The sequence below is a fragment of the Desulforhabdus sp. TSK genome (assembly GCF_022836495.1).
Classification (GTDB): Bacteria; Desulfobacterota; Syntrophobacteria; order Syntrophobacterales; family Syntrophobacteraceae; genus Desulforhabdus.
On the sequence record NZ_BQXM01000009.1, the window covers coordinates 23,536 to 44,356 of the forward strand.

A 20,821-nucleotide genomic window follows, 5' to 3' on the forward strand; every position below is an offset into this window, starting at 1 on the left:
CCCGACAAAATATGATGACATCGATGAGGTTTTCTGTTATTGGTACAAGCAATCTTTTGAATAACACCCGCCCCGCCTCTGCAGACTTCGGTCTGATATGCGCACCCCGGCGGGTTACTCATTTCGGGGGCCGGCTGTGAAATACGCCAAGCCCCCTCTTAGTTTCGATGATCAGCTCGACCTCCTTCAATCGCGTGGGATGGAGATTCCCGATCGCGCGCGTGCCGCCCGATACCTCGCTCATATCAATTATTACCGCCTGCGCGCCTACTGGCTCCCCTTCGAGGTTCCCACCGGCAGTTCCGATCACTGCTTTAGAATGGGGACTTCATTTGACGACGCCCTGACCCTGTACATCTTCGATCGCAAATTTCGCCTGGTGGTGCTCGAAGCCATCGAACGCGTCGAGGTTTCCTTCCGGACCCAATTTGCCTATGTCCTTTCCTTGAAGTATGGCAGTCACGCCTACCTGGACCACAGCCTTTTTAAAAACAAAAATTTCCACGGACAGCTCATTCAGAGTTTGAAAGAAGAGATCGATCGAAGCCGTGAAACCTTCATAGAGCATTATCGGAGTAAGTACGAGGATCCTCCCCTTCCTCCCCTCTGGACGGTCTGTGAGGTGATGTCTTTCGGGCAGCTTTCCAAGTGGTTCAATAATCTCAAACACCGTCAAGACCGGCAGGCGATATCGAAAGCATATGCCATTGACGAAACGGTTCTCAGTTCCTTCATGCATCACCTGACGCACATCCGCAATATCACGGCCCATCATTCCAGGCTCTGGAATCGCAGGCTCACGTTCACCATGACCATTCCGAAGCATCCTGCCCATCTCCGGGCGATGTTCAATACCAAAGCGGATCGCTACGTCTTCAATACGCTCGTCATGCTGGGATACCTGCTCCTGCTCATCAGCCCAGGCACTTCATGGCCTCAAAGGATGAGGCGGCTTGTTGAAGATCATGCAAGTGCTGACACGAGGGCCATGGGCTTCCCCGAAGACCGGAGAGAGCTTTCTCCCTGGAGGGACGGCATATGAAATACAGCCCTTACCCGAAGTATAAGGAGAGCGGCATCGAGTGGTTGGGGGAGGTGCCGGAGCATTGGGAGGTGAAACGTTCCGATCCATTTGTTACGATAGAACGCCCCCAACTAGCACCAGACATATTTGCCTACCGTGAAGTTTTTCACTACTCCATACCAGCCGTACAAGAGATGGGGACGGGTATGGTCGAAGAGGGTGAGAACATTGCCAGCGCCAAGCAGATTATAACCGAACCGGTACTGCTCATATCGAAACTCAACCCTAGAAAGGCGACTATCTGTCTTGCTGAGCCGGCAGAGATTTTGACAGTGTGTTCGACTGAATTCGTTGCTCTTCGAGTCCGTGATTGCGACCTTAAATTCCTATTTTATCTCACGCTCTCTGAGTTGTTTCGCCAACATCTCGATGCTGCCGTGCAGTCGGTCACCCGCAGTCATCAAAGGGCAAATCCTCAGAGGATCTATCTGTTCTGGGCCGCATGGCCCACTCCATCTGAACAACGCACCATCGCTGACTTCCTAGACCGAGAGACTTCGAAGCTCGATACGCTGGTCGCAAAAAAGCGGCAGCTGACCGAAAGGTTGAAAGAGAAACGGACCGCCCTCATCTCGCGAACAGTCACACGCGGTCTCCCGCCCGAAGCCACGCGTGCTGCAGGACTCGATCCCCATCCGAGGCTGAAACCCTCGGGAGTTGAATGGCTGGGTGATGTGCCAAAACATTGGGAGATAAAGCCAGTTAAGTATCTGGCTCAAGTTGGTAATGGCTCGACGCCAAACAGAGAAAACAACGATTACTGGTGCGATAGCGGCTATCCGTGGCTCAACAGCTCTGTTGTGAATCAAGAGTCGGTTAGCACGGCAGAGGAATTTGTGACTGATCTCGCTTTTGCCGAGTGTCATTTGCCTCGTATAGCCCCTCCCGCAGTTCTTGTTGGCATTACTGGACAAGGCAAAACCAGAGGGATGGCCACTACGCTTCTGATCGAGGCTACAATCAATCAACATCTGGCATTCGTGAAGCCTCGGCTCACGAGCGCTTATGTCGAGTTCGTTCGGCGAGTGTTCGACATGGCGTATCTCTTCCTTCGCAGCGAAAGCGATGGTACTGGCAGTACCAAAGGGGCGATCACCTGCGAGCAGATCTCATCGCTCAAAATACCCATTCCCCCTCTCCCGGAACAACGCGCCATCGCCGACTACCTGGACCGCGAAACCGCCAAGATCGACCGCCTCATCGACAGAGTCCAAGCGTTCATCGAGGAGACTCAAAGCAAGCTCTGGCAGGACATGAGGGCGTTGCACGGGACCGGCCTGGAAAACCTGCTCCTCACCACTTTGGTGCGGGAACTGGACCTCAAGGGAACGCTGCATGTCCTGCGGCACGGCTTCAAATTCTACGGCAAGACCTTTCGACTGGCCTATTTCAAGCCCGCTCACGGTCTGAACGAGGAGGTTTTGAGGCTCTACGAGCTGAACCAGCTCACTGTGACACGCCAGGTGCTTTGTCACCCCGGGAAGCACGAGACGGTGGACCTCCTCTTGGCTGTGAACGGACTTCCCGTGGCGACCTGCGAATTGAAAAATCCGGGTACTGGCCAGAACCGGCGTCACGCAGTAAACCAGTATCAGCAGGACCGTGACCCGCGCGCGCCGCTCTTTGGCTTCAAGAAGCGCGCGTTGGTGCATTTTGCCGCCGACCCTGACGAAATCCACATGACGACGCGTTTGCAGAAGGGGTTGACGCACTTTCTGCCCTTCAATCGAGGCAGCCACCCGGGAGAGGTCCAATGTGGAGCGGGGAACCCGCAACATCCTTCGGGCTACCGAACCGGGTACTTCTGGGAAGAGGTGCTGGCGCGTGACAGCTTCCTCGACATTCTCGGCCACTTCATGTTCATCGAAAGGAAGGAGGAAAAGGCCGACGACGGGCGGGGTGGAAAACGCAGACTCGTCAAGGAAGCACTGATCTTCCCAAGGTACCACCAGCTCGATGCGGTACGTAAGATCGTGACCACGGCCAGGGACGAAGGAGCGGGCCATAACACCCTCATCCAGCATTCGGCCGGCAGCGGGAAGACGAACAGCATCTCCTGGCTCTCCCACCGGCTGGCCAGCCTGCACAACAAGGACGACCGGAAAATTTTTGATTGCGTGATCGTCATCACCGACCGGCGGGTCCTCGACCAGCAGATCCAGGACGCCGTCTACCAGATCGAGCACGCCCAGGGCGTGGTGAAGGCCATCGATCAGGATTCCAGGCAGTTGGCGGCGGCGCTCATTGACGGCACCAAGATCGTGATCACGACCCTCCAGAAATTTCCCTTCGTGCTGCGGGGATTGCTGCATGCGGCGGGTGCGGAAAGCCAGGAGAAAGCCACCGAGGAGGAGAAACGGCAGGCGAAGGAATGGGAAGCGACCATCGCGGCGAGGAAATATGCGATCATTGTGGATGAGGCCCATTCCAGCCAGACGGGAGAAACGGCGCGGGAGCTCAAGGCAATTCTTGGCGCCGCCATGCACGAGCCCGACGAAGGCGAGGCGGACTGGGAAGACCGTTTGAACCAAATCATGCAGTCCCGCGGCCGGCAGCCCAACCTGAGTTTTTTTGCCTTTACCGCCACACCCAAGGGAAAGACGCTGGAGCTCTTCGGAAGGCCGGGACCGGCTGGCTTACCCGAAGCCTTCCATATCTACAGCATGCGCCAGGCCATCGAAGAGGGTTTCATTCTCGATGTGCTGGCGAACTACACCACCTATGCGACCTATTATCGACTGCTCAAGGCGGCCGAAGACGATCCGGAGCTGCCCAGGAAAAAAGCGGCGAGGGCTCTGGCCAAGTTCATGAGCCTCCATCCCCACAACATCGAACAGAAGACCGAAGTCATGGTGGAGCACTTCCGGCGCAGCGTGAGATATCGGCTGGACGGCAGAGCCAAGGCCATGGTGGTCACTTCTTCGCGTCTTCACGCTGTTCGTTATATGCAGGCTTTTCAACGCTACATCGCCGAAAACGGCTACGACGATGTGCGTCCATTGGTGGCCTTCAGCGGCACGGTGAGAGATCCCGAGACGGGACTCGAATACACCGAACCGGGCATGAATGTGGACACAGCCACCGGAAAGCCCATCAGTGAGGCCCAGCTCCCCGAACGCTTCGGCTCATCCGACTATCAAGTCCTTCTGGTGGCCAACAAATATCAGACCGGTTTCGACCAGCCCCTGTTGCAAACGATGTACGTGGACAAACGACTCGACGGTGTCCAGGCCGTGCAGACTCTTTCGCGCCTCAATCGGATGATTCCCGGTAAAGAGTCTCCCTTTGTGCTGGACTTCGTCAACGAAGCTGAAGACATCTACCGGGCCTTCAAGCCTTATTACGACGCAACGGGTCTGCAGGAAGCATCCGACCCGTCGAAGCTCGAAACGCTCAAGCATGAGCTTGACCAGGCACAAATCTACCACTGGAGTGAAGTGAGGGCATTCGCAAAGGTCTTCTACAAGCCGAGGGAACGGCAGACCTCCGCGGATCATGCCCACATGCAGCGGCACCTGCAGCCGGCCGTGGACCGCTTCAAAGGGGTTGAGGAGGAAGAAGACCGGAAGGCCTTCCGGGACAGATTGAGCGGATATGTGAAGCTCTACGCGTTCCTGAGCCAAATTATCCCCTACGCCGATCCTGAACTGGAAATGCTTTACAGTTATGGGCGGTTTCTTCTCCCCCATTTGCCGATCGACCGGGATACCTCGACCCTCAAAGTGCGCGATGAAGTGGCACTGGAGTATTACCGGCTGGAGCGTGTCCACTCGGGCGCCATCGAGATCCGGGAAGGTGAGCCCCAGCCCATAAAGAGTCCCACCGACGTCGGCACGGGCAAAGCCAAAGACGAGAAAATACCGCTGTCGGAAATCATCACCGTTCTGAACGAGCGATTCGGTACGCAGTTCACGGAAGAGGACCGCTTATTTTTCCAACAGATCAAGGAAAAGGCCTGCAAGGACGAACAGGTCATCCAGACGGCCCTGGCAAATCCCCTGGATAAGTTTGAGCTCGGTATTCGCAAGCTCATCGAGGACTTCATGATTCAGCGGTTGGCCGAAAATGACGAAATCGTAACACGCTATATGTCAGACACGGATTTTCAATCCTCGGCCTTCCCTCTTCTCGCAAAAGAGATTTTCGATTCGATTCGAGGAACCGAAAAAAGTGCGTGATGGTTTACTCGACCAAATCCAAGGTGGAACACGCCACGGCACCATGCAATTTTACCGGCAGAACATGAGCACGGAAGATGTGATGAGGCTTTCTGCCCACACGACATCAAAGGCAGGGTTGCGGTACATTCAGATTCAGGAGGAGGAGCTCAGGAGGGGTTTTGCCATGGCGGGTGGTACACCGAGTGATGAGAGGACACGGGAGGTACACTCAAAAGCGGCACACAAAGTTAGTAATCTATCGAAACCATAATAAAAAGTTGGTCGGGACGACTGGATTCGAACCAGCGCCCTCTGCGTCCCGAACGCAGCGCTCTACCAGGCTGAGCCACGTCCCGACCGAATAGACGAACCTTTTAACAAAAATTCGATTGCCTGTCTACACATTTCAAAAGGCGGTCCGGCGTCATTGCACCCGAGCCACGAACCGGTGCGAGTCGCCGGCACGGCATCATGGCATGGCCGCTCCAAAGGAATATTGATTTACGGGGGAGGATGAGAAACAATGGGTCCGCAAACAAATGCAACCGCCATTTGAAAGGATCGCACATGGTTTCGAAGGAATCTTCCCCCGCCGCCGAGGTGCATGGGGCTGGTCCCGAGGGAATGCCCCAGGACCCGGCCGAGGCAATTCATGAAGGCATGCCCGAGGGCATGACGGAACCCCCTCGCTCCCTGGCGTCCAGGACGGAGGTTTTTCCCCATCTGCCCGGTGTGTACCTGTTCAAGGACGGGGACGGGACCGTTCTCTATGTGGGCAAAGCCCGTGACCTTCGAAAACGAGTGGCCAGCTATTTCAGGTCGACCGAAACGGTGAGCGCCAAGACCCGCGTTCTGGTCGCCCGGGCGTCAGACCTCGAATATGTCGTCACTTCCACGGAGAAAGAGGCGCTCCTCCTGGAATCCAGCCTCATCAAGAAGCACCGCCCCCGCTACAATGTCATCCTGCGCGACGACAAGAGCTATCCCTCCCTGCGCATCGACCTGCGCGACCCCTTCCCTCGCCTTGAAGTCGTACGGCGTTTTCAAAAGGACGGCGCCCTGTACTTCGGCCCTTACCCTTCAGGCTATGCGGTGCGGGAAACCCTCAAAATGCTCAACCAGATGTTTCCCCTCCGCCAGTGCAGGGGGAAAAAGCTGATCCCCCGAGAACGCCCGTGCCTCAATTTTTCCATGGGCCGCTGCCTGGGGGCCTGTGCCGGGAAGATTTCCGGGGAAGACTACCGAAAAATTGTGGACGAGGTCGTGCTCTTCCTGCAGGGCAAGACGGACGCTCTCCAACAGCAGCTCCGCCACCGCATGGCGCAGGCGGCGGAGGCCCTCCACTTCGAGCAGGCCGCCTTCTACCGCGACCGCCTCCAGTTCATCGGGTCCATGCTGGAAAAGCAGCACATCGTTTCCGACCGTTTCATGAACCAGGATGTCATCGGGATTTACCAGGAGACGGAAGGAACGGAACTGGCGGTGCTTTTCATCCGCCAGGGGGTCATCGTGGGACAGAAAGACTTCGATCTGAAGGAGTCCCAGGGAGAGCCGGAAGAGATCCTCACCGCCTTCATCCAGCAATATTATGTGGAGGGACGGTACATCCCCGACGAGATCCTCATTCCCTCCGAGATCGAGGCCGAAGAGGTCCTGACGGAGTGGCTGAGCGACCTGAAGGGGAAACGCGTCCGCATCTGGCCCGTCAAGCGCGGAGACCGCCGGCAGCTTTTAGAACTGGCTGAAAAGAACGCACGCGAACGCTTTGCCAGCCGCAGGAGGATGCAGCAGAAGAACCTCGGCCTCTTGGAAAGCCTCCAGCGGGTGCTCAAGACGCCCCGCGTTCCCCTTCGCATGGCCTGCGTGGATATTTCCAACATCCAGGGGCAGCATGCCGTGGGAGCCATCGTGGTGTTCGATCACGGCCAACCGGACAAGAGCTCCTACCGCGCCTATCCCATCGAGGGAAAGAGTGAGCCCGACGATCCCGCCATGATGGCCGAGACCCTGGAGCGCCTCTTCACCCGGGAGCCGGAGCTCACAGCCAGCCTGGACCTGCTCGTGCTGGACGGCGGCAAGGGACAGCTGAACCGCATCCACCGACTGCTGCAGGAGCGCGGGATGCTCGAACAGCTCCCTCTCATTTCCATCGCCAAGGAAAGGGAGGCGGACCTTGGTGACAAAGGGCGCGGCTTCTACGAAAAGATCTACCTGCCGGGCCGCAAGAACCCGCGTATCCTGTCCAGTTTTCCGGAGCTCCTCCACCTGCTGCAGCGCCTACGGGACGAATCACACCGTTTCGCCATCACCAACTACCAGCACCTCCACCGGCACGACCTGCTGGCGTCGGCTCTGGACGCCATTCCCGGCGTGGGGAGCAAGCGGAGGCAGCTGCTGCTTCAAGAATTCGGAAGTATGGGAAATCTTCAGAAGGCGAGCTTGGAAGACCTCCAGAGGCTACCCGGCATTTCGAAAAATCTTGCGGCGGGAATTTACGAGGTGCTGAAAACATCCGGACAGCCTGAAGAGGTGTGAGGGAAGCCCTCAGTGGGAACCGTTCAGAGGCTCCTCTTCCTGCGGGGCAGTCGCTTCCGCAGGGGGCTCCGCATCGAGGGGAAGCTTTTTCAAGAGGCGGCGGCCGATGGCTTGCAGCTCGGGGTCCGGCAGGGAATGAAGGAGTTTTTTTTCTTCGGGCGTCAGAGCGCGTGAAGGCAGTTTCTTCCTGCCGGAAGGCCGTGCCTTCCTGCCCCTGGAGGCGACCTTCTCCAGCTGCTTCCACTGAGGGTTCAGCACGGGAGCCGTTTCAGGGACATCCCCCACTTTCAGGACAATTTTATCCACAAGAGGTTCAGGATGCTTGGCGTTGATTTTTTCTAAAAGAGCGTCCTTCAAGAGCTCCAGGTGATGCTTCCAGACGGAGTCATAGACAGTCACCGTCAGGACTCGGTCCCTGAGAGATCGCGGCTGAGAATATCGCGCGCCCTGCTCTCCCACAAGGTCCGCCCAGTCCCCCAGCGGGCTTGCCGAGAATGCCGGATGCTTCCGCAGCACCTGCCGCAGGAGAGGCCCGACGGTGAATTCCTGGTCCGGCTTCTTCAAGTGGGCTTTCCTGGGGGCTCTTTGTCGGCCCCGGCGGAGCGTTCCAGGCGCCGCAGGGCGGAGTGCATTTCCTTGAACTGCCGCTGCAGCGTTTCCAGGATGATGAGTGTATCGCTGCTCTGAAAAGGCAGGCGGGAGAGGAACTGATCGTAGATCAACGCATCCACGTTGGAGAGATACAGGTTTTCAAAACGTTTCAGGAGGCTGGCCGCAAGGTTGAAAAAGATGCAAAGCGCGATGGCCTGAACCAGGGGAAGGACACTTGCAAAAGCAGGTTTGAGAAGATCCTGAACCTCCCTCTGACCGGACAGGGCCGGCTGCATTTGAGCGTAAACCAACCATACCGCCTGCGCCAAAGCCAGGGTCGGCAGGAGCCATAAAAGCCACTGAAAGGGAGACCAAGAGCCCCAGAGGATCTGCCAATCTGCTTCGGCCACGCGCCTTTCCTTTTCCACAAGGTCTTCAGAAGAGAAGTTTCCCTGGGAATCCGTCAGCATGAGGTGGACGCGGCGGAAGGGATGAAAAATGAGCTGGCAATGGATCGGCCGGATTCTTTGGAGAAGCAGTTCCGTCGGGAACAGAAGGGCGTGGTTGGACATGGAGCTCATCGCACCCGAGGGGTGACTTCCACTGGGTTTCTTGATGTAGCGGGAGAGCAAATCCTGCACATAAAGTTTCCCTCCATACTGCACCAGGAGCCACGCGAATCGTCCCAGGACAAAGAGCCAGGCAACCCAGGTCACATAGAGGAGGAACCATCCGAAGGGCTCCACGCTGATCCAGGAAAGCCGGGACCAAAAACCGACGGATTTCAGATCGTTGACTTTCAGGGAGGAGGCTGCCAGGAAACGGGCTGGAGGGGAGATATCGTAAGTTCCCGCCATGGAATAGGCCAATGCCAGACAGACGAGGAAAAACAAAAACCAGCGAAGCCTCTGTACAGCCTCATACCTTCTCAGTCCGTATTCCATGGATGAAAGATCGTCCCCTCTATCCCCCCTTCTCCCGGCAGGGAGAAAAGGGACCAATGGTTCACGCCCATGACGCAGGTATCCTGAGGGATACGCGCCTCAACAGCCCCAATAAGACGCTATTCTCGAACACACTCGGAAAATATTGTCAATCTCCTTTTGGAAAAAACCCAACCATCGTCGCCGTCATCATGACGCCCCCATCTCACGTGAAGTCGAAACCCTTGACACGGGGTCTTTCCAGTAGAAGAAAGATGCAGAAGGGCACAGCTTCAGAAGCTGCGCCCCTGCCGTTTCACCGGATGCAACACACTTACCGCTGGGCCTTTTTGGCGAAAGCCTCCCGGGTCAATTCGCGGGCAATAATCATACGGCGCACTTCACTGGTTCCGGCGCCGATTTCGTACAGTTTCGCGTCACGCCAAAGCTTCTGGACGGGGAATTCCAGGCAGTAGCCATAGCCTCCGTGGATCTGGACAGCCTGATCGCACACCCACGTCGCCGTTTCAGCGGCAAAAAGGATAGCGGCGGCGGCTTGGCGGGTCAATTCGGTGCCTTTTCCTCCCCGGGGAGCATTTTGTGATTGTTCGGCGGCCCGGTAGACCAGAAGGCGGGCGGCTTCCGTGCGTGTATACATGTCGGCCAGCTTCTGCTGGACCATCTGGAAATTGGCAATGGGCTGCCCGAACTGCTCGCGATCCACGGCGTATTGGATGGAATACTCCAAAGCCTGCTCAGCCATCCCCACGGAACCGCCGGCAAGAACGATGCGCTCGTAATCGAGGCCGCTGGTCACCACATTGACGCCCATATTTTCCTGGCCCACCAGATTTTCCGCGGGAACTTCACAATCTTCGAAAACGAGCTCCGCCGTCGGTGATCCGCGCATTCCACACTTGCGAATCTTGCGGGACACGGAAAAGCCGGGAAAAGTCTTCTCCACGATGAAAGCGCTGATCCCTTTGGCTCCACGGTCCGGATCCGTCTTGGTGTAAACGAGGAGCGTGTCGGCGATGGTCCCGTTGGTGATGAAGATTTTGCTCCCGTTCAGGATGTACTTGTCGCCCTTTTTCACGGCCCGGGTGCGCAACCCCAGGGCATCGGAGCCCGCGTTGGGCTCCGTGAGGCCCAGGGCACCGACTTTTTCTCCGGCGATGAGGGGAGGGAGATACTTTTCCTTCAGGAATTCGTTGGCATTCTTGTGGATATTGTTGGCGCAGAGGTTGGAATGGGCTCCATAGGACATGGCCAGACCGGGGCAGATGCGGCTCATCTCTTCGATGGCGAGGGTCTGCATGAGGATGTCGCCCCCCAGGCCGCCGTATTTTTCGTCCATGGTGATCCCCAGGATGCCGATTTCAGCACATTTTTTAAAAAAATCGGGCGGGAACCAGTCCTCCTCATCTATCTTTTCCTGGAGGGGCCCCAATTCCTGGACAGCCCATTTGTGCACGGTTTCTTTGATCATGCGTTGTTCATCTGTCAGCCGAAAATCCATCCGAATCCTCCCTTTGGTGGTATGCCACTTCATCCCCTGCTATCGGCCGGGCGGAATGAAATTCCCTCCCCCGGCCGGCACAGCCCATCCATTCCCCCAAAAACTCCGCTCCATAAGAAGACGATTTTGTTAATAGCAAATTTCGTAAAGAAATCCGAAACTAAAACCACGTCCTTCCGGGAAGACGTGGATCAACATTGCCGCGACTCAGGGGTCCAGACAGAGGGGAGCGGCCATTCATCGCAGTGCAAGCCGACCTTCATGCGCTCCTTGACGGCACGATCCAGCATGGCTGGCAAACCGCCCTTCTCTTCGGGAGAAAACCCGAAAGACTCCCGCCAGATATCCTCACCTTCCATACACAGGTAGACGCAAAGATCAGGATCCACCTTCCGCAGGCGTTCCACCATGAAAGAATAGAGCTCCACGCGGATATCCCGAAAATAACGCATCTTGTCGTCCAACCCGCGGATGAATTCCCCGTAAGGGATACGACTCTGGGGATGGCGCGCCTGAATGACGGCCTTCAGCTCCGGCATGAAGCGAAATGCCCCCAGGCTCAGATAGACCACGCGCCCCGGGTCGACGGCATCGAACAGGCGGTCCAGCGTTTCCCCGTATCCCTGGCGCCAGTTTTCATGATGGATCATGGGGTCGAAATGAAACGCCAGCCAGTAACCACGCTCTGCACAATAGCGGGCTGCCGACAGTCGATCGCGGATGCCCGCGGCTCTCGATTCCTCCCTTCGGCGGATTTCAGGGGCATTGAGAGACCACGCCACGATAGTATGCCCTCCATGCTCCAGATCATCGAGACAGCCTACGGAATAAGTCTTCGTTTTGAGCTCCACGACAGCGTTGGGCTGGCGGGCAAAGAAAGGGATCAAGTCTCGGGAAAACCCCGTCCAGGGGTCCAGGAGAAGGGAATCCGTAAATTCTCCCGTACCGATACGGTAAAGCCTGCGCGGGTGAGACTGCAGCTCCTCTTCCAGTTCTCGAAACATGTCGGGAGTATTGCCGAAGAGCCTCAGATTGGGCTGGTTGAGATAAGCCTGCAGAATGCAATAGGTACAATCCAGGGAGCACTGCGTCCCGAAGTGAAGAATGCGATAGCCGCAGCAGCAATAATGGCGGGTCCCCGGGCACGTCTTGATGAAGCGCCCCCGGAAGGCGACGATCTCCAGCACCTCCGGATCGGCTTCCCGCCGATCGGAAACACGCTCCACGATTTCAAAGCCCGCTGAGGGAAGGCGCTCCCGCAGGTTTTTCACGAGAGGGCTGTTCGCTACCTCAGCTTCAATCAGTACCTTTTTGGGGGGATGTACGATCATAATTCTTTGGAAAAACCTTCTATCGTCACGCTTCTTTGAGAAGAGCCTGTCACCCCTGGATCTTCAGGCGGAGCCATGATGGACTTCAATGCAGGCGACCGGGCAAACTTCCCGGCGCTGTCCAGGAGATCCATCAGCTCCCGGGGACGCGAGAAAGTGATCTGCAGCTGCCACCGTTCGCCTTCGAATGCCGGAGGATGGGTCAACCGGATAGAACCCGGGAGGGACAGGCTTTCCCATTGCGCGTTGAAGCGCTCTTCACGGGCTCGAAGCCGTGGGAAACGCATCCGGGTGAGCCGCTCCCGCAGAAGCCCCGTCTTGCGGCGGTGGTTCAAGGTAGAATCCACGACAATGGACTGAAGCTCGGCATCGTGCAGGAGATCTCCCCTTTTCCGAGCCCGGCCCAGAGCGATTTCCGTCAGGCGTTCGAGAATCTCCAATTGCACGCTGGCGCTGCATTTCAGCTCCTTGAAAAGCGACAGCATCTCGAGCCTCGCCCTCTCTTCCCACCCCATCAATTCGAGGGCGGTCCGGTCAAAAATCTCCTGAGAAGCCACCGCTTCAAGCATTTCATCCCCGGCGGCGGCCAAGCCCCGCCACCGTTCCAGGGACTCGACCCGTGAGGCGACACCCAGGCGGGGAAAATACTCACGCACGACGATTTGCGCCGGCAAAAAGTCCAGAAGCTCCGAAATGATTTGAGCCTTTTCAGCCACATTCAGGGGAGGTGCGAACAGCTTCCCTTCCAGCCGACGAAGCCGGAGCTCCCCCGTGTCCGTTCCCTCGGGATACACACGGCAAAGGACGTCCGGAAGGCCTCTCCGCCTGGCCCATTGGAGCCGCTTGAAGCCATCCACCACGACAAACCGCTCCCCGCCCTGGCAGAGAAGCCAGGGAGCGGTGAGAAAACCCAGCCGCTCCAGAGAGGCTTCCAGCTCGGTGGAGGGCTGGAAGCTCCGGATGGCGTAGGTCGAATCTTCCCAGTCGATATGCCGGAGGGGAATCGATGAGTATGCGGCGTCCATCTCAGGAGGCAAGTCCCTGTCCGGACAAGCGTTCGAGGGCTTCGAGATACCGCGAACGGGTATTGGCCACAACATCCGGCGGGAGCTGGGGGGCAGGATCCGTAACCTTCCAGCCCGACTGCACCAGGTAATCCCTGAGGTACTGCTTGTCGAAGCTTTCGGGGCTGGATCCTACCATGTAACGGTCCGCCGGCCAGAAGCGGCTGGAGTCGGGAGTCAGGACCTCATCGATGAGGGTCAGGCGATCCTCGATGAGACCGAACTCGAATTTCGTATCCGCCAGGATGATTCCACGGCTGAGAGCATACTCCGCCGCCCTCCCGTAAATTTTCAGGCTCATGTCCCTGACCTGCCCGGCCATTGCCTCACCCAGGGCACGAGACATTTGATCGAAGGAAACATTTTCATCGTGTCCCCCTTTTTCAGCCTTGGTAGATGGAGTGAAAATCGGCTCGGGAATCTTCTGAGCCTCCTGCATGGCGGGGGGCAGAGAGATGCCGCACACATTTCCGGTCTTTTGGTAATCCTTCCAGCCGGTACCCACGAGGTAACCCCGGACGATGCATTCAAAGGGAAGCACCTTCGCCTTCTTCACCCACATGGTGCGCCCTGCAAGCTCCTCGCTGTACGGGCGGCAAACGGCGGGAAAATCCGCGACGTTGGTGCTGATGAGGTGCTGTTCCACCGTATCGCTGAAGAAATTGAGCCAGAAGTTGGAAAGCTGGGTGAGAATCCTTCCCTTATCGGGTATGGGCGTGAGCATGACGACATCGAAGGCCGAAATGCGATCCGTCGCCACAATGAGTAGGCTGTCTCCCAGATCGTAAATGTCTCTCACCTTGCCCCGCGAAACCAGCTTCAGCTGGGGAAAGTGCGTTTCAAAAACAGGTCCTTGAACCATTGGGTCCTCCCGCCATATATTCGAATTAAAATGAGAACCGAGCGTTTCGCCTGGGAGCATTCCCGCCACACGCAGCCCGGGAATGCACACCGGGGCAACGGATCCAAAAGGGGCACCTTCCGCTCGGCAATAACCGCGCGGGGGCCGTACAAATCCAGGTTGACCCGTGCGCCGCCTTTTGTTATCCTGCTTTCGACTGGATATCAAGTATTTCTAGAGATATGTCAAAGGAAACGTACCACACGGGGATGAGAATATGAAAAAAAATACAGACCCATCGAACAGTTCCTTACGTGGGATTGCAGCGCTCTTCGATGACTTTGAACGGAAGGAATTGTTCAAGAAGTACCTCTTCTTCCTGGGTTGGGTGGAAGTGCTCATTCTGGCGGTCTGCTGGCTCTATCAGCTGGGAGATGGAGGATACGACCGCTTCGGCCCCGTGGATATCCCTTTTCCATGGAAAGCCTACTTCATGGTTGCCTTCCTGTCCCCCATCGCCATCACGTTCCTCATCGGTCTGGTGGTCGTGGGCTTCAATAAGTACTTCACCGAAGCGGAGGCTGAAGCCGACAAAGAGCACGCCTTCGAGATCGACGGCATGGAAATCGCCGGAGATCCCTCCGGACGCATGCAGAAAATCTACCGGTGGGTCCATTTTTTGCGCCGTCTCCCCTTTTTGGCCCTGCTCCTGCTCCTGGTGATCGGCGCCGGTTTCATCTACAAGCTGGATGCGATCTTCACTTTCATGGCGCAGGTGGGGGAGAAGTCCGTCAAGGTTTTCCTCATCTCGGCCATCGTCCTTCTGGCAGTGGGATCGATCTTCGCGTTGATTCTCATTGTGCTCAATTATCAGCTCCGGAAGCGATCCATGGAATACCAGTACAAGAGTGAAGTCGCCGAGCGGTTTGGGCTCATCATCCTGGAAGACAACACCGTGCTGAGCCGCGAGGGAAAGCTCCTTGTGAGCGGCAAGAAGTGGAAGGAGAACGTTCCTCTGCTTCCCGGCAAAACTTCGCAGGAATCGCCCACCGACAAGGCTTCCAGTGTCGCCCTCGCTCCCGCGGTGGATTTCAAAACGTCCTGATCCAGTGTCCCCCACATTTCCCCCCGAGTCGCCGGCTTCGGGGGGAAGTTTTTTGAAGATCCCCGGCGAGATATTTCATGCCGCCACCGCCCTCCTCCCATTTCCTTCAAAAGATCCAGGCCTACATCCTGAGTGAGAGCCTCATCCGCAGAGGCGACCATGTCCTCGTGGCCGTTTCGGGAGGTCCGGATTCCGTAGCCCTCCTCAGTGCGCTGCATTCCTTGCAAGAAGCTCTCGGCATTGCCGGGTTGACGGCGCTTCACTTCAACCACCGCCTGAGAGGCAGGGATTCCGAGGACGACCAGAGTTTTGTGGAAGGTCTCACCCGTCGTCTCACCGTCCCTCTGCTTTGTTCCCAGGGAGATGTGAAGGCGCATCAGCGGCAGCATCGCATCTCCCTGGAAATGGCCGCACGGGACTGCCGCCACGGCTTCTTCAGGGAAGCCCTCGCACAGCTCCAGGCGCAATGCCTTGCCGTGGGTCACACAGCCAACGATCAAGCCGAGGAGATCCTTCTCAGGCTGCTGCGGGGAACGGGTCCGTCGGGCATGGCGGGAATGCTCCCTTCCACCCCTGAGGGCATTATCCGTCCCCTGATGGGAGCAACGCGGCAGGAGATTCTCGAATACCTCGGGGCTTCCGGGCTCCCATACCGCGACGATGCAACCAACTTCGAGCCTTTCTGCCAGAGAAACCTGCTGCGGCTGGAGGTTTTTCCCGGCCTCGAATCCGCTTTTCACAGGGGGATCGTCGCTACCCTGTCGCGCCACGCCCGACTGGCACGAGACGAAGAGGATTACTGGCGGGAGCACCAAAGAGGCCTTTGGCCCATCCTTTGCCGGGAAGAATCCTCGTCACGGGTAGCACTGAGCTTTCCCAGCCTCGCATCACTGCATCGGGCGGAGCAAAAACGTCTGCTTCGCTGCGCCCTCTCCAAAATCCGTGGGAATCTGCAGCACATCTATGCCGTCCACCTGGAATCCATCGTTCAATGGCTGCCCAACAGTTTCTCCGGACAATTCATGGATCTGCCCGAAAGGGTCCGCGTGAGCCGGGAGGGAGACAGGCTTCTATTTACGCAGGGGCCTCCAGGGGCTCCCGAATGTGAGTCTCCCTTCGAGGAAACTCTCATCCCCGGGCCGGGGATTTATGAATTGCGGTCATTTCGCCTGGAAATTGCTTCAGAGGATCGGGAGTCCCAGCCAATGCTGCCCAAAACTCACGAGGATGTAACAAGCGTCCGGCTGGACGCCGACCGGGTACGCTGGCCTTTGACGCTGCGCAACTGGAGTCCGGGCGACCGCTTCCGCCCTTCGGGCATGAAAGGGAGCAAGAAATTGCAGGATTTTTTTGTAGACTGCAAGATTCCAAGGGAGAGAAGAAAGCAGATCCCTCTGCTCTGTGACGCTGAAAAAATCTGCTGGATCGTGGGGCTGCGTCTCGACGAGCGTGTAAGAGTGCAGGATAGTACTCAAAGGGTCCTGGTCGTCACGCAACACTTGAAAATCAGCGCTTCCGCTGAAGAGTGAAAAGGATGCTCCCGGAAAGGCGGCCAAAGGATTGTCTGAAAATCAGTCAACGGTTACTTTGGCTTGAATGGATTCAAACTTTTTGACTCCGATCCCTTTCACACTCTTGAGGTCTTCAACCGTTTTGAACGGGCCGTTAGCGTCCCGATACTTGACGATTTCCTCGGCGATTTTAGGGCCGATTCCGGAAAGCTTCTCCAGCTCCCCGGCGCTCGCCGTGTTGATGTTTGTCAAGCCCTGAACTGCCTTGTCCACTGCCGGGCCGGCAGTGGCCGGCTCTTGCTGCGCCGCCTTGGTTCCCCCCTCCATGGAGCTCGCACTCGAGACAACCGGAAACGTTCCACATATCACTGCAGCCACAACCAGGAGTAGTAAGGAAACCGAAAATTTCTTTTTCATGGCGCCTCCTTCTCATGAGGCCGCCTCTCCGGGAGTCTTGCGTATAACATTGCAATACGTTCACAATCATATCCGCTGCCTGCACGAAGTCAACCTGAAAAATCACCCCCGGTGCTATTTTTTTTCAGTTCCACCCTCTCGGCCGAGCTCCGCATTTTCCAATATTATTCAGTCAGATAGGGCAGTCCTTCCAGGGAGGGCTGAAGCTCCCGAACGATCCTTTCCAGGACGGATTCCAGCTCTTGGCGGGGGCAGAAGATCACTTCTCCCGTGCGGCGCACTTTCACTTCGACCTCCTCCTTTTTCATCAGCTTCTGGCTGACAACGACCCGGACAGGGATCCCCAGGAGATCGGCATCCTTGAGCTTCACACCCGGCGAGTCATCGCGGTCGTCGTAGAGGACCTCGTATTTTTCCTTCAGTTGAGCATAGAGCGCGTCGCCCGTCTCCAGGATTTCCGGCTTTTTGCCCAGGGAGCACAGCTCAATCTGAAAGGGAGCGATGGTGATGGGGAAAATGATTCCGCCCTCATCGTGCCACCTTTCCACGACAGAAGCCATGAGGCGCTCTACGCCGATCCCGTAGCATCCCATGACGACCCGCTGCTGCACTCCCGAATCATCCAGGTAGGTGACATCCATGGAATCCTGGGCCGTGTATTTCGTCCCCAGTTTGAAGGTGTGCCCCAGCTCGACGCCACGGCTGATGTTGAGAGTCCCCTGTCCGCACTGGGCACAAGGGTCACCCTGCCGCACTTCGGCGATGTCCACACGCTCGGGAACTTTGAAATCTCTACCCAACAGGATGTTCTCCAGGTGCACATCGGGCTGATTCCCTCCAGCGACATAGAGGCTGTGTTCTTCCACGGAGGTATCGCACACAACCCTTATCCCCTCGATTCCGACGGGAGAGAGGAACCCACCGTAAAGGCCTTTGGCCGTCAGCAACGCTTCGGAGGCCAAGTCCAGGTGGATCGCTTTGAGGTGATTGGTGAGCTTCGTTTCGGAAATTTCAAAATCTCCACGGATCACGGCCAGGACCAGTTGACCATCGGCTTCATAAGCGACTGTCTTGAGGAATCGCTCCTGCCCCACGTTGAAAAAGCTCACGAGGTCGGCGATGGTCTTGACCTGGGGAGTGGACACGCTCGTCATGGGAGGGGGCGAGCCCTCGATCCCCTGGGAGGAAGGCTTCAACCCTGCTGCCTTTTCCGTATTGGCCCGATAGCCGCATTGAGTGCACAAGACGAACCGGTCCTCTCCGTTGGGTGATTCCAGCATGAATTCATGAGACCCCGTCCCTCCCATGATGCCCGAATCTGCTTCGATGGGTACCGAGCTGAGCCCGCACCGCGCGAAGATGCGCAGGTAGGCATTGAAAATTTTGGGATAGTAGGCATCCAGGTCTTCAAAATCCCGGTGAAAGCTGTAGCCGTCCTTCATGAAAAACTCGCGCACCCGGAGCAGACCGGCCCTGGGACGCGCCTCATCCCGGATCTTGGTCTGGATCTGGTACAGCATGATGGGCAAATCCCGGTAAGATTTGATGAAGTGTTTGGCAATGTCCGTCACGACCTCCTCGTGGGTCATGGCCAGGACAAAGTCCCTGTCCTTCCTGTCCTTCAGGCGGAAGAGCTCACCGCCGATATCGTAATAACGCTTCGTCGTCTTCCAAAGCTCTGCCGGGTTCAGTACGGGCATGGTGAGCTCCAGCCCGCCAATGGCATCCAGCTCTTCACGGAGGATATTTTTGATCTTTTCCGCGACGCGGTGGCCGAGAGGCAGGAGTGAATAAAGGCCTGCAGCGACGGGATGAATATAGGACGCACGAAGCAGAAAAATGTGCGACGGTGTTTCCGCTTCTTTAGGGACATCAAACAGGGTATGGATGAAACATTGTGAATACCGCATGCTGCTTCGCCTCCGTAAATCCATCAAGCCATAAGTCTACAAACCGACCCGGGCGCCTCGTAAAAGGCCTCCATCCAGCCCGTGAAACGCCCATCTTTCAACCTGCCTCCAGGAATCCCGGGTCCCTGTCAAGAGGTAGGAATCCTATCATGCATGCTTTTGGCTTCACAACCATTATCTCCCTCTCTTGAGGGGGATTTGAGGGAAACGCCCGCCTGCTTCGAAGCCTTGGAAGCCCCCCTCCAGTGTGCTCCCGGCCTCGGCCGGATCCGCTCTCATTCCCTTAAGTTGCCTTGACAGCAACTCTTTTGCCTCTTAAATTCTTGTCGTTTGATTGGAGAGAGTTAGAGGGAGCAAAATCCTTGTGCCAGGCTGCATGAGAGGGTGCTCCTGCGTGGATGGCAGCGATCCGGGGATGGTCATTCCCGGGTAAGCGTGGAGTGGGTAGGTGCATATGACTCAAGTGGATTCGGTACTGAGTGAGCTTCAGGAAATGAAGCATCGCATGGACAGGCTCTATTCTCAGAGCATGGGAAGGCAAAGTCCCCCCTGCGAAAACGAGGATGAGGGCTCCGAACCCGCAACGGATCTCTGGGAGCCCCTGGCGGGCATATGGGAAACCGAGAGTGCCTGGATCGTTGAACTGGACCTGCCGGGAGTTCTGGAAGCTGAACTGCAGGTGGAAGTGAAGGATGAGGAACTGAGCGTCCGAGGACATCGCAGAGTGCCTTTCCAAGAGGATGTGATCGAGGCAGACCAGAGTGAGCGGCCATTCGGACGTTTTTCGAGAAGCTTCAAATTGCCGCCGGACGCCAGCCCGGAAAGAATTCAGGCGGGACTCAAGAGCGGCGTGTTGACCCTGACTATTCCCAGGAGAGATAAAGACAGGACATCCTCCCACAGGATCGAGGTCAGGTCGGAATAGAACATTCATCGATGAGGAGGCTTTAGCAAATGGACAGCAGGGTGCGTACGACCTTTTTGTTGGCCGTACTGACCGTTTTGATCGTCTGGATGGGCGGTCAGTTCGGTGGGTCCCAGGGAATGACGATGGCCTTTATTCTTGCGGCGGCCATGAACCTCGGGAGTTACTGGTTTTCGGACAAAATTGTGCTGAGTATGTATCGGGCGCAGCCCCTGGATGAGAGGCAAGCACCCGAGCTTTATCGTGTCGTTCGAGACCTGGCCATGGAAGCCCAGTTGCCCATGCCGCGAATTTTCGTGATCCCCCAGGACACCCCCAATGCCTTCGCCACGGGTCGAAACCCTGAAAACGCCGTGGTGGCGGTAACGGAGGGGCTCTTGAGACTCCTGAGCCTCGATGAGATACGCGGGGTGCTGGCTCATGAAATGGGCCATGTGAAGAACCGGGACATCCTGGTGAGCTCCATAGCGGCCACCCTTGCGGGCGTCGTCATGTTCCTGGCCAACATGGCGCGATGGGGCGCGCTGTTTGGAGGCTTCCGGAGCAGCGATGACGAAGGAGGCGGTGGCGGCGGAATATTGGGTGTTATTTTGACCTCCGTACTGGCGCCCATTGCGGCCATGCTCATTCAGATGGCCATTTCGCGCTCCCGTGAATATCTTGCAGACGAAACGGGCGCGCGCCTGTGCCACAGTCCTCAATCCCTGGCAAACGCTCTTGAGAAGCTTTCCATCGCATCCCAGCGACTTCCCATGGAGGATGCCCGGCCGGCCACGGCGCATCTTTTTATTGTCAACCCATTGTCTGCCAACAATCTGGCCAATCTTTTCAGCACTCACCCACCCATCGAAGAGCGCATCCGAAGATTGCGCGCCATGTGGGCAGCCTGACAGGAATGCTCGGGG

The 20,821-nt window shown here is 57.0% G+C and carries 15 protein-coding genes and 1 tRNA gene; 7 read left to right on the top strand and 9 right to left on the bottom strand.

The genetic code is table 11. The annotated features are described in order from the left end of the window. Positions 1–136 precede the first annotated feature (136 nt). Positions 137–1,042, top strand: coding sequence for an Abi family protein (locus tag MWC30_RS07120; protein WP_244083471.1), 906 nt, complete (start codon positions 137–139; stop codon positions 1,040–1,042). 188 nt (positions 1,043–1,230) lie between these two features. Continuing rightward, positions 1,231–5,262 carry a restriction endonuclease subunit S gene (locus MWC30_RS07125; RefSeq protein WP_244083566.1) on the top strand — a complete coding sequence of 1,344 codons (4,032 nt, stop codon included), beginning with the start codon at positions 1,231–1,233 and terminating at the stop codon, positions 5,260–5,262. A gap of 261 nt (positions 5,263–5,523) precedes the next feature. On the opposite strand, the gene MWC30_RS07130 is transcribed toward MWC30_RS07125, so the two are convergent. Further along, a tRNA-Pro gene (locus MWC30_RS07130) sits at positions 5,524–5,600 on the bottom strand. 211 nt (positions 5,601–5,811) lie between these two features. On the opposite strand from MWC30_RS07130, the gene uvrC reads away from it, so the two are divergent. After that, a complete protein-coding gene (gene uvrC, locus MWC30_RS07135) occupies positions 5,812–7,779 on the top strand; it encodes an excinuclease ABC subunit UvrC (protein ID WP_244083472.1) in 1,968 nt (655 codons plus the stop codon). A gap of 9 nt (positions 7,780–7,788) precedes the next feature. Here the strand turns inward: uvrC and MWC30_RS07140 are convergent, their stop codons facing one another. The 6 genes from MWC30_RS07140 to MWC30_RS07165 all read right to left on the bottom strand — a co-directional run bounded on the left by MWC30_RS07140 (position 7,789) and on the right by MWC30_RS07165 (position 14,069). Beyond that, complete coding sequence (locus tag MWC30_RS07140; protein WP_244083473.1) at positions 7,789–8,343, bottom strand: DUF721 domain-containing protein; 555 nt, start codon at positions 8,341–8,343, stop codon at positions 7,789–7,791. After that, on the bottom strand, positions 8,340–9,314 hold the full coding sequence (locus tag MWC30_RS07145; protein WP_244083474.1) for a hypothetical protein: 975 nt from the start codon (positions 9,312–9,314) through the stop codon (positions 8,340–8,342). Before MWC30_RS07145 ends, MWC30_RS07140 begins: the two co-directional genes overlap by 4 nt. Before the next feature lie 313 nt (positions 9,315–9,627). Then, complete coding sequence (locus MWC30_RS07150; RefSeq protein ID WP_244083475.1) at positions 9,628–10,812, bottom strand: acyl-CoA dehydrogenase family protein; 1,185 nt, start codon at positions 10,810–10,812, stop codon at positions 9,628–9,630. Positions 10,813–11,003: 191 nt separating this feature from the next. Further along, positions 11,004–12,143 (bottom strand): radical SAM protein, encoded by a 1,140-nt coding sequence (locus MWC30_RS07155; protein ID WP_244083476.1) that lies wholly within the window; start codon positions 12,141–12,143, stop codon positions 11,004–11,006. Further along, positions 12,140–13,168: a hypothetical protein gene (locus tag MWC30_RS07160; RefSeq protein WP_244083477.1), complete on the bottom strand. Its 1,029-nt coding sequence runs from the start codon at positions 13,166–13,168 to the stop codon at positions 12,140–12,142. The genes MWC30_RS07155 and MWC30_RS07160 overlap by 4 nt, the downstream gene beginning before the upstream one ends. A gap of 1 nt (position 13,169) precedes the next feature. Further along, the gene (locus tag MWC30_RS07165) at positions 13,170–14,069 is read right to left on the bottom strand and encodes a phosphoribosylaminoimidazolesuccinocarboxamide synthase (protein WP_244083478.1); all 900 of its coding nucleotides are present in this window, start codon (positions 14,067–14,069) and stop codon (positions 13,170–13,172) included. Between the two features lie 256 nt (positions 14,070–14,325). On the opposite strand from MWC30_RS07165, the gene MWC30_RS07170 reads away from it, so the two are divergent. Next, a complete protein-coding gene (locus MWC30_RS07170) occupies positions 14,326–15,153 on the top strand; it encodes a hypothetical protein (protein WP_244083479.1) in 828 nt (275 codons plus the stop codon). 77 nt (positions 15,154–15,230) lie between these two features. Further along, the gene (tilS, locus tag MWC30_RS07175) at positions 15,231–16,682 is read left to right on the top strand and encodes a tRNA lysidine(34) synthetase TilS (RefSeq protein ID WP_244083480.1); all 1,452 of its coding nucleotides are present in this window, start codon (positions 15,231–15,233) and stop codon (positions 16,680–16,682) included. Positions 16,683–16,724: 42 nt separating this feature from the next. On the opposite strand, the gene MWC30_RS07180 is transcribed toward tilS, so the two are convergent. Next, positions 16,725–17,081: a ComEA family DNA-binding protein gene (locus MWC30_RS07180; RefSeq protein WP_244083481.1), complete on the bottom strand. Its 357-nt coding sequence runs from the start codon at positions 17,079–17,081 to the stop codon at positions 16,725–16,727. A gap of 164 nt (positions 17,082–17,245) precedes the next feature. Continuing rightward, on the bottom strand, positions 17,246–18,991 hold the full coding sequence (locus tag MWC30_RS07185) for a proline--tRNA ligase (protein ID WP_244083482.1): 1,746 nt from the start codon (positions 18,989–18,991) through the stop codon (positions 17,246–17,248). A 454-nt stretch (positions 18,992–19,445) separates the two neighbouring features. Between MWC30_RS07185 and MWC30_RS07190 the strand changes: the two genes are divergently transcribed. Beyond that, a complete protein-coding gene (locus MWC30_RS07190) occupies positions 19,446–19,916 on the top strand; it encodes an Hsp20/alpha crystallin family protein (protein ID WP_244083483.1) in 471 nt (156 codons plus the stop codon). Positions 19,917–19,945: 29 nt separating this feature from the next. Continuing rightward, on the top strand, positions 19,946–20,806 hold the full coding sequence (gene htpX / locus MWC30_RS07195; protein ID WP_244083484.1) for a zinc metalloprotease HtpX: 861 nt from the start codon (positions 19,946–19,948) through the stop codon (positions 20,804–20,806). Positions 20,807–20,821: the final 15 nt, after the last annotated feature.

Excerpts from the sequence above, each read along its gene's own strand:
- MWC30_RS07125 (WP_244083566.1), top strand. The coding sequence starts at position 1,231 with ATGGTCGAAGAGGGTGAGAACATTGCCAGCGCCAAGCAGATTATAACC.
- uvrC (WP_244083472.1), top strand. The coding sequence starts at position 5,812 with ATGGTTTCGAAGGAATCTTCCCCCGCCGCCGAGGTGCATGGGGCTGGT.
- MWC30_RS07145 (WP_244083474.1), bottom strand. The coding sequence starts at position 9,314 with ATGGAATACGGACTGAGAAGGTATGAGGCTGTACAGAGGCTTCGCTGG.
- MWC30_RS07150 (WP_244083475.1), bottom strand. The coding sequence starts at position 10,812 with ATGGATTTTCGGCTGACAGATGAACAACGCATGATCAAAGAAACCGTG.
- MWC30_RS07155 (WP_244083476.1), bottom strand. The coding sequence starts at position 12,143 with ATGATCGTACATCCCCCCAAAAAGGTACTGATTGAAGCTGAGGTAGCG.
- MWC30_RS07160 (WP_244083477.1), bottom strand. The coding sequence starts at position 13,168 with ATGGACGCCGCATACTCATCGATTCCCCTCCGGCATATCGACTGGGAA.
- MWC30_RS07165 (WP_244083478.1), bottom strand. The coding sequence starts at position 14,069 with ATGGTTCAAGGACCTGTTTTTGAAACGCACTTTCCCCAGCTGAAGCTG.
- MWC30_RS07170 (WP_244083479.1), top strand. The coding sequence starts at position 14,326 with ATGAAAAAAAATACAGACCCATCGAACAGTTCCTTACGTGGGATTGCA.
- tilS (WP_244083480.1), top strand. The coding sequence starts at position 15,231 with ATGCCGCCACCGCCCTCCTCCCATTTCCTTCAAAAGATCCAGGCCTAC.
- MWC30_RS07180 (WP_244083481.1), bottom strand. The coding sequence starts at position 17,081 with ATGAAAAAGAAATTTTCGGTTTCCTTACTACTCCTGGTTGTGGCTGCA.
- MWC30_RS07185 (WP_244083482.1), bottom strand. The coding sequence starts at position 18,991 with ATGCGGTATTCACAATGTTTCATCCATACCCTGTTTGATGTCCCTAAA.
- MWC30_RS07190 (WP_244083483.1), top strand. The coding sequence starts at position 19,446 with ATGACTCAAGTGGATTCGGTACTGAGTGAGCTTCAGGAAATGAAGCAT.
- htpX (WP_244083484.1), top strand. The coding sequence starts at position 19,946 with ATGGACAGCAGGGTGCGTACGACCTTTTTGTTGGCCGTACTGACCGTT.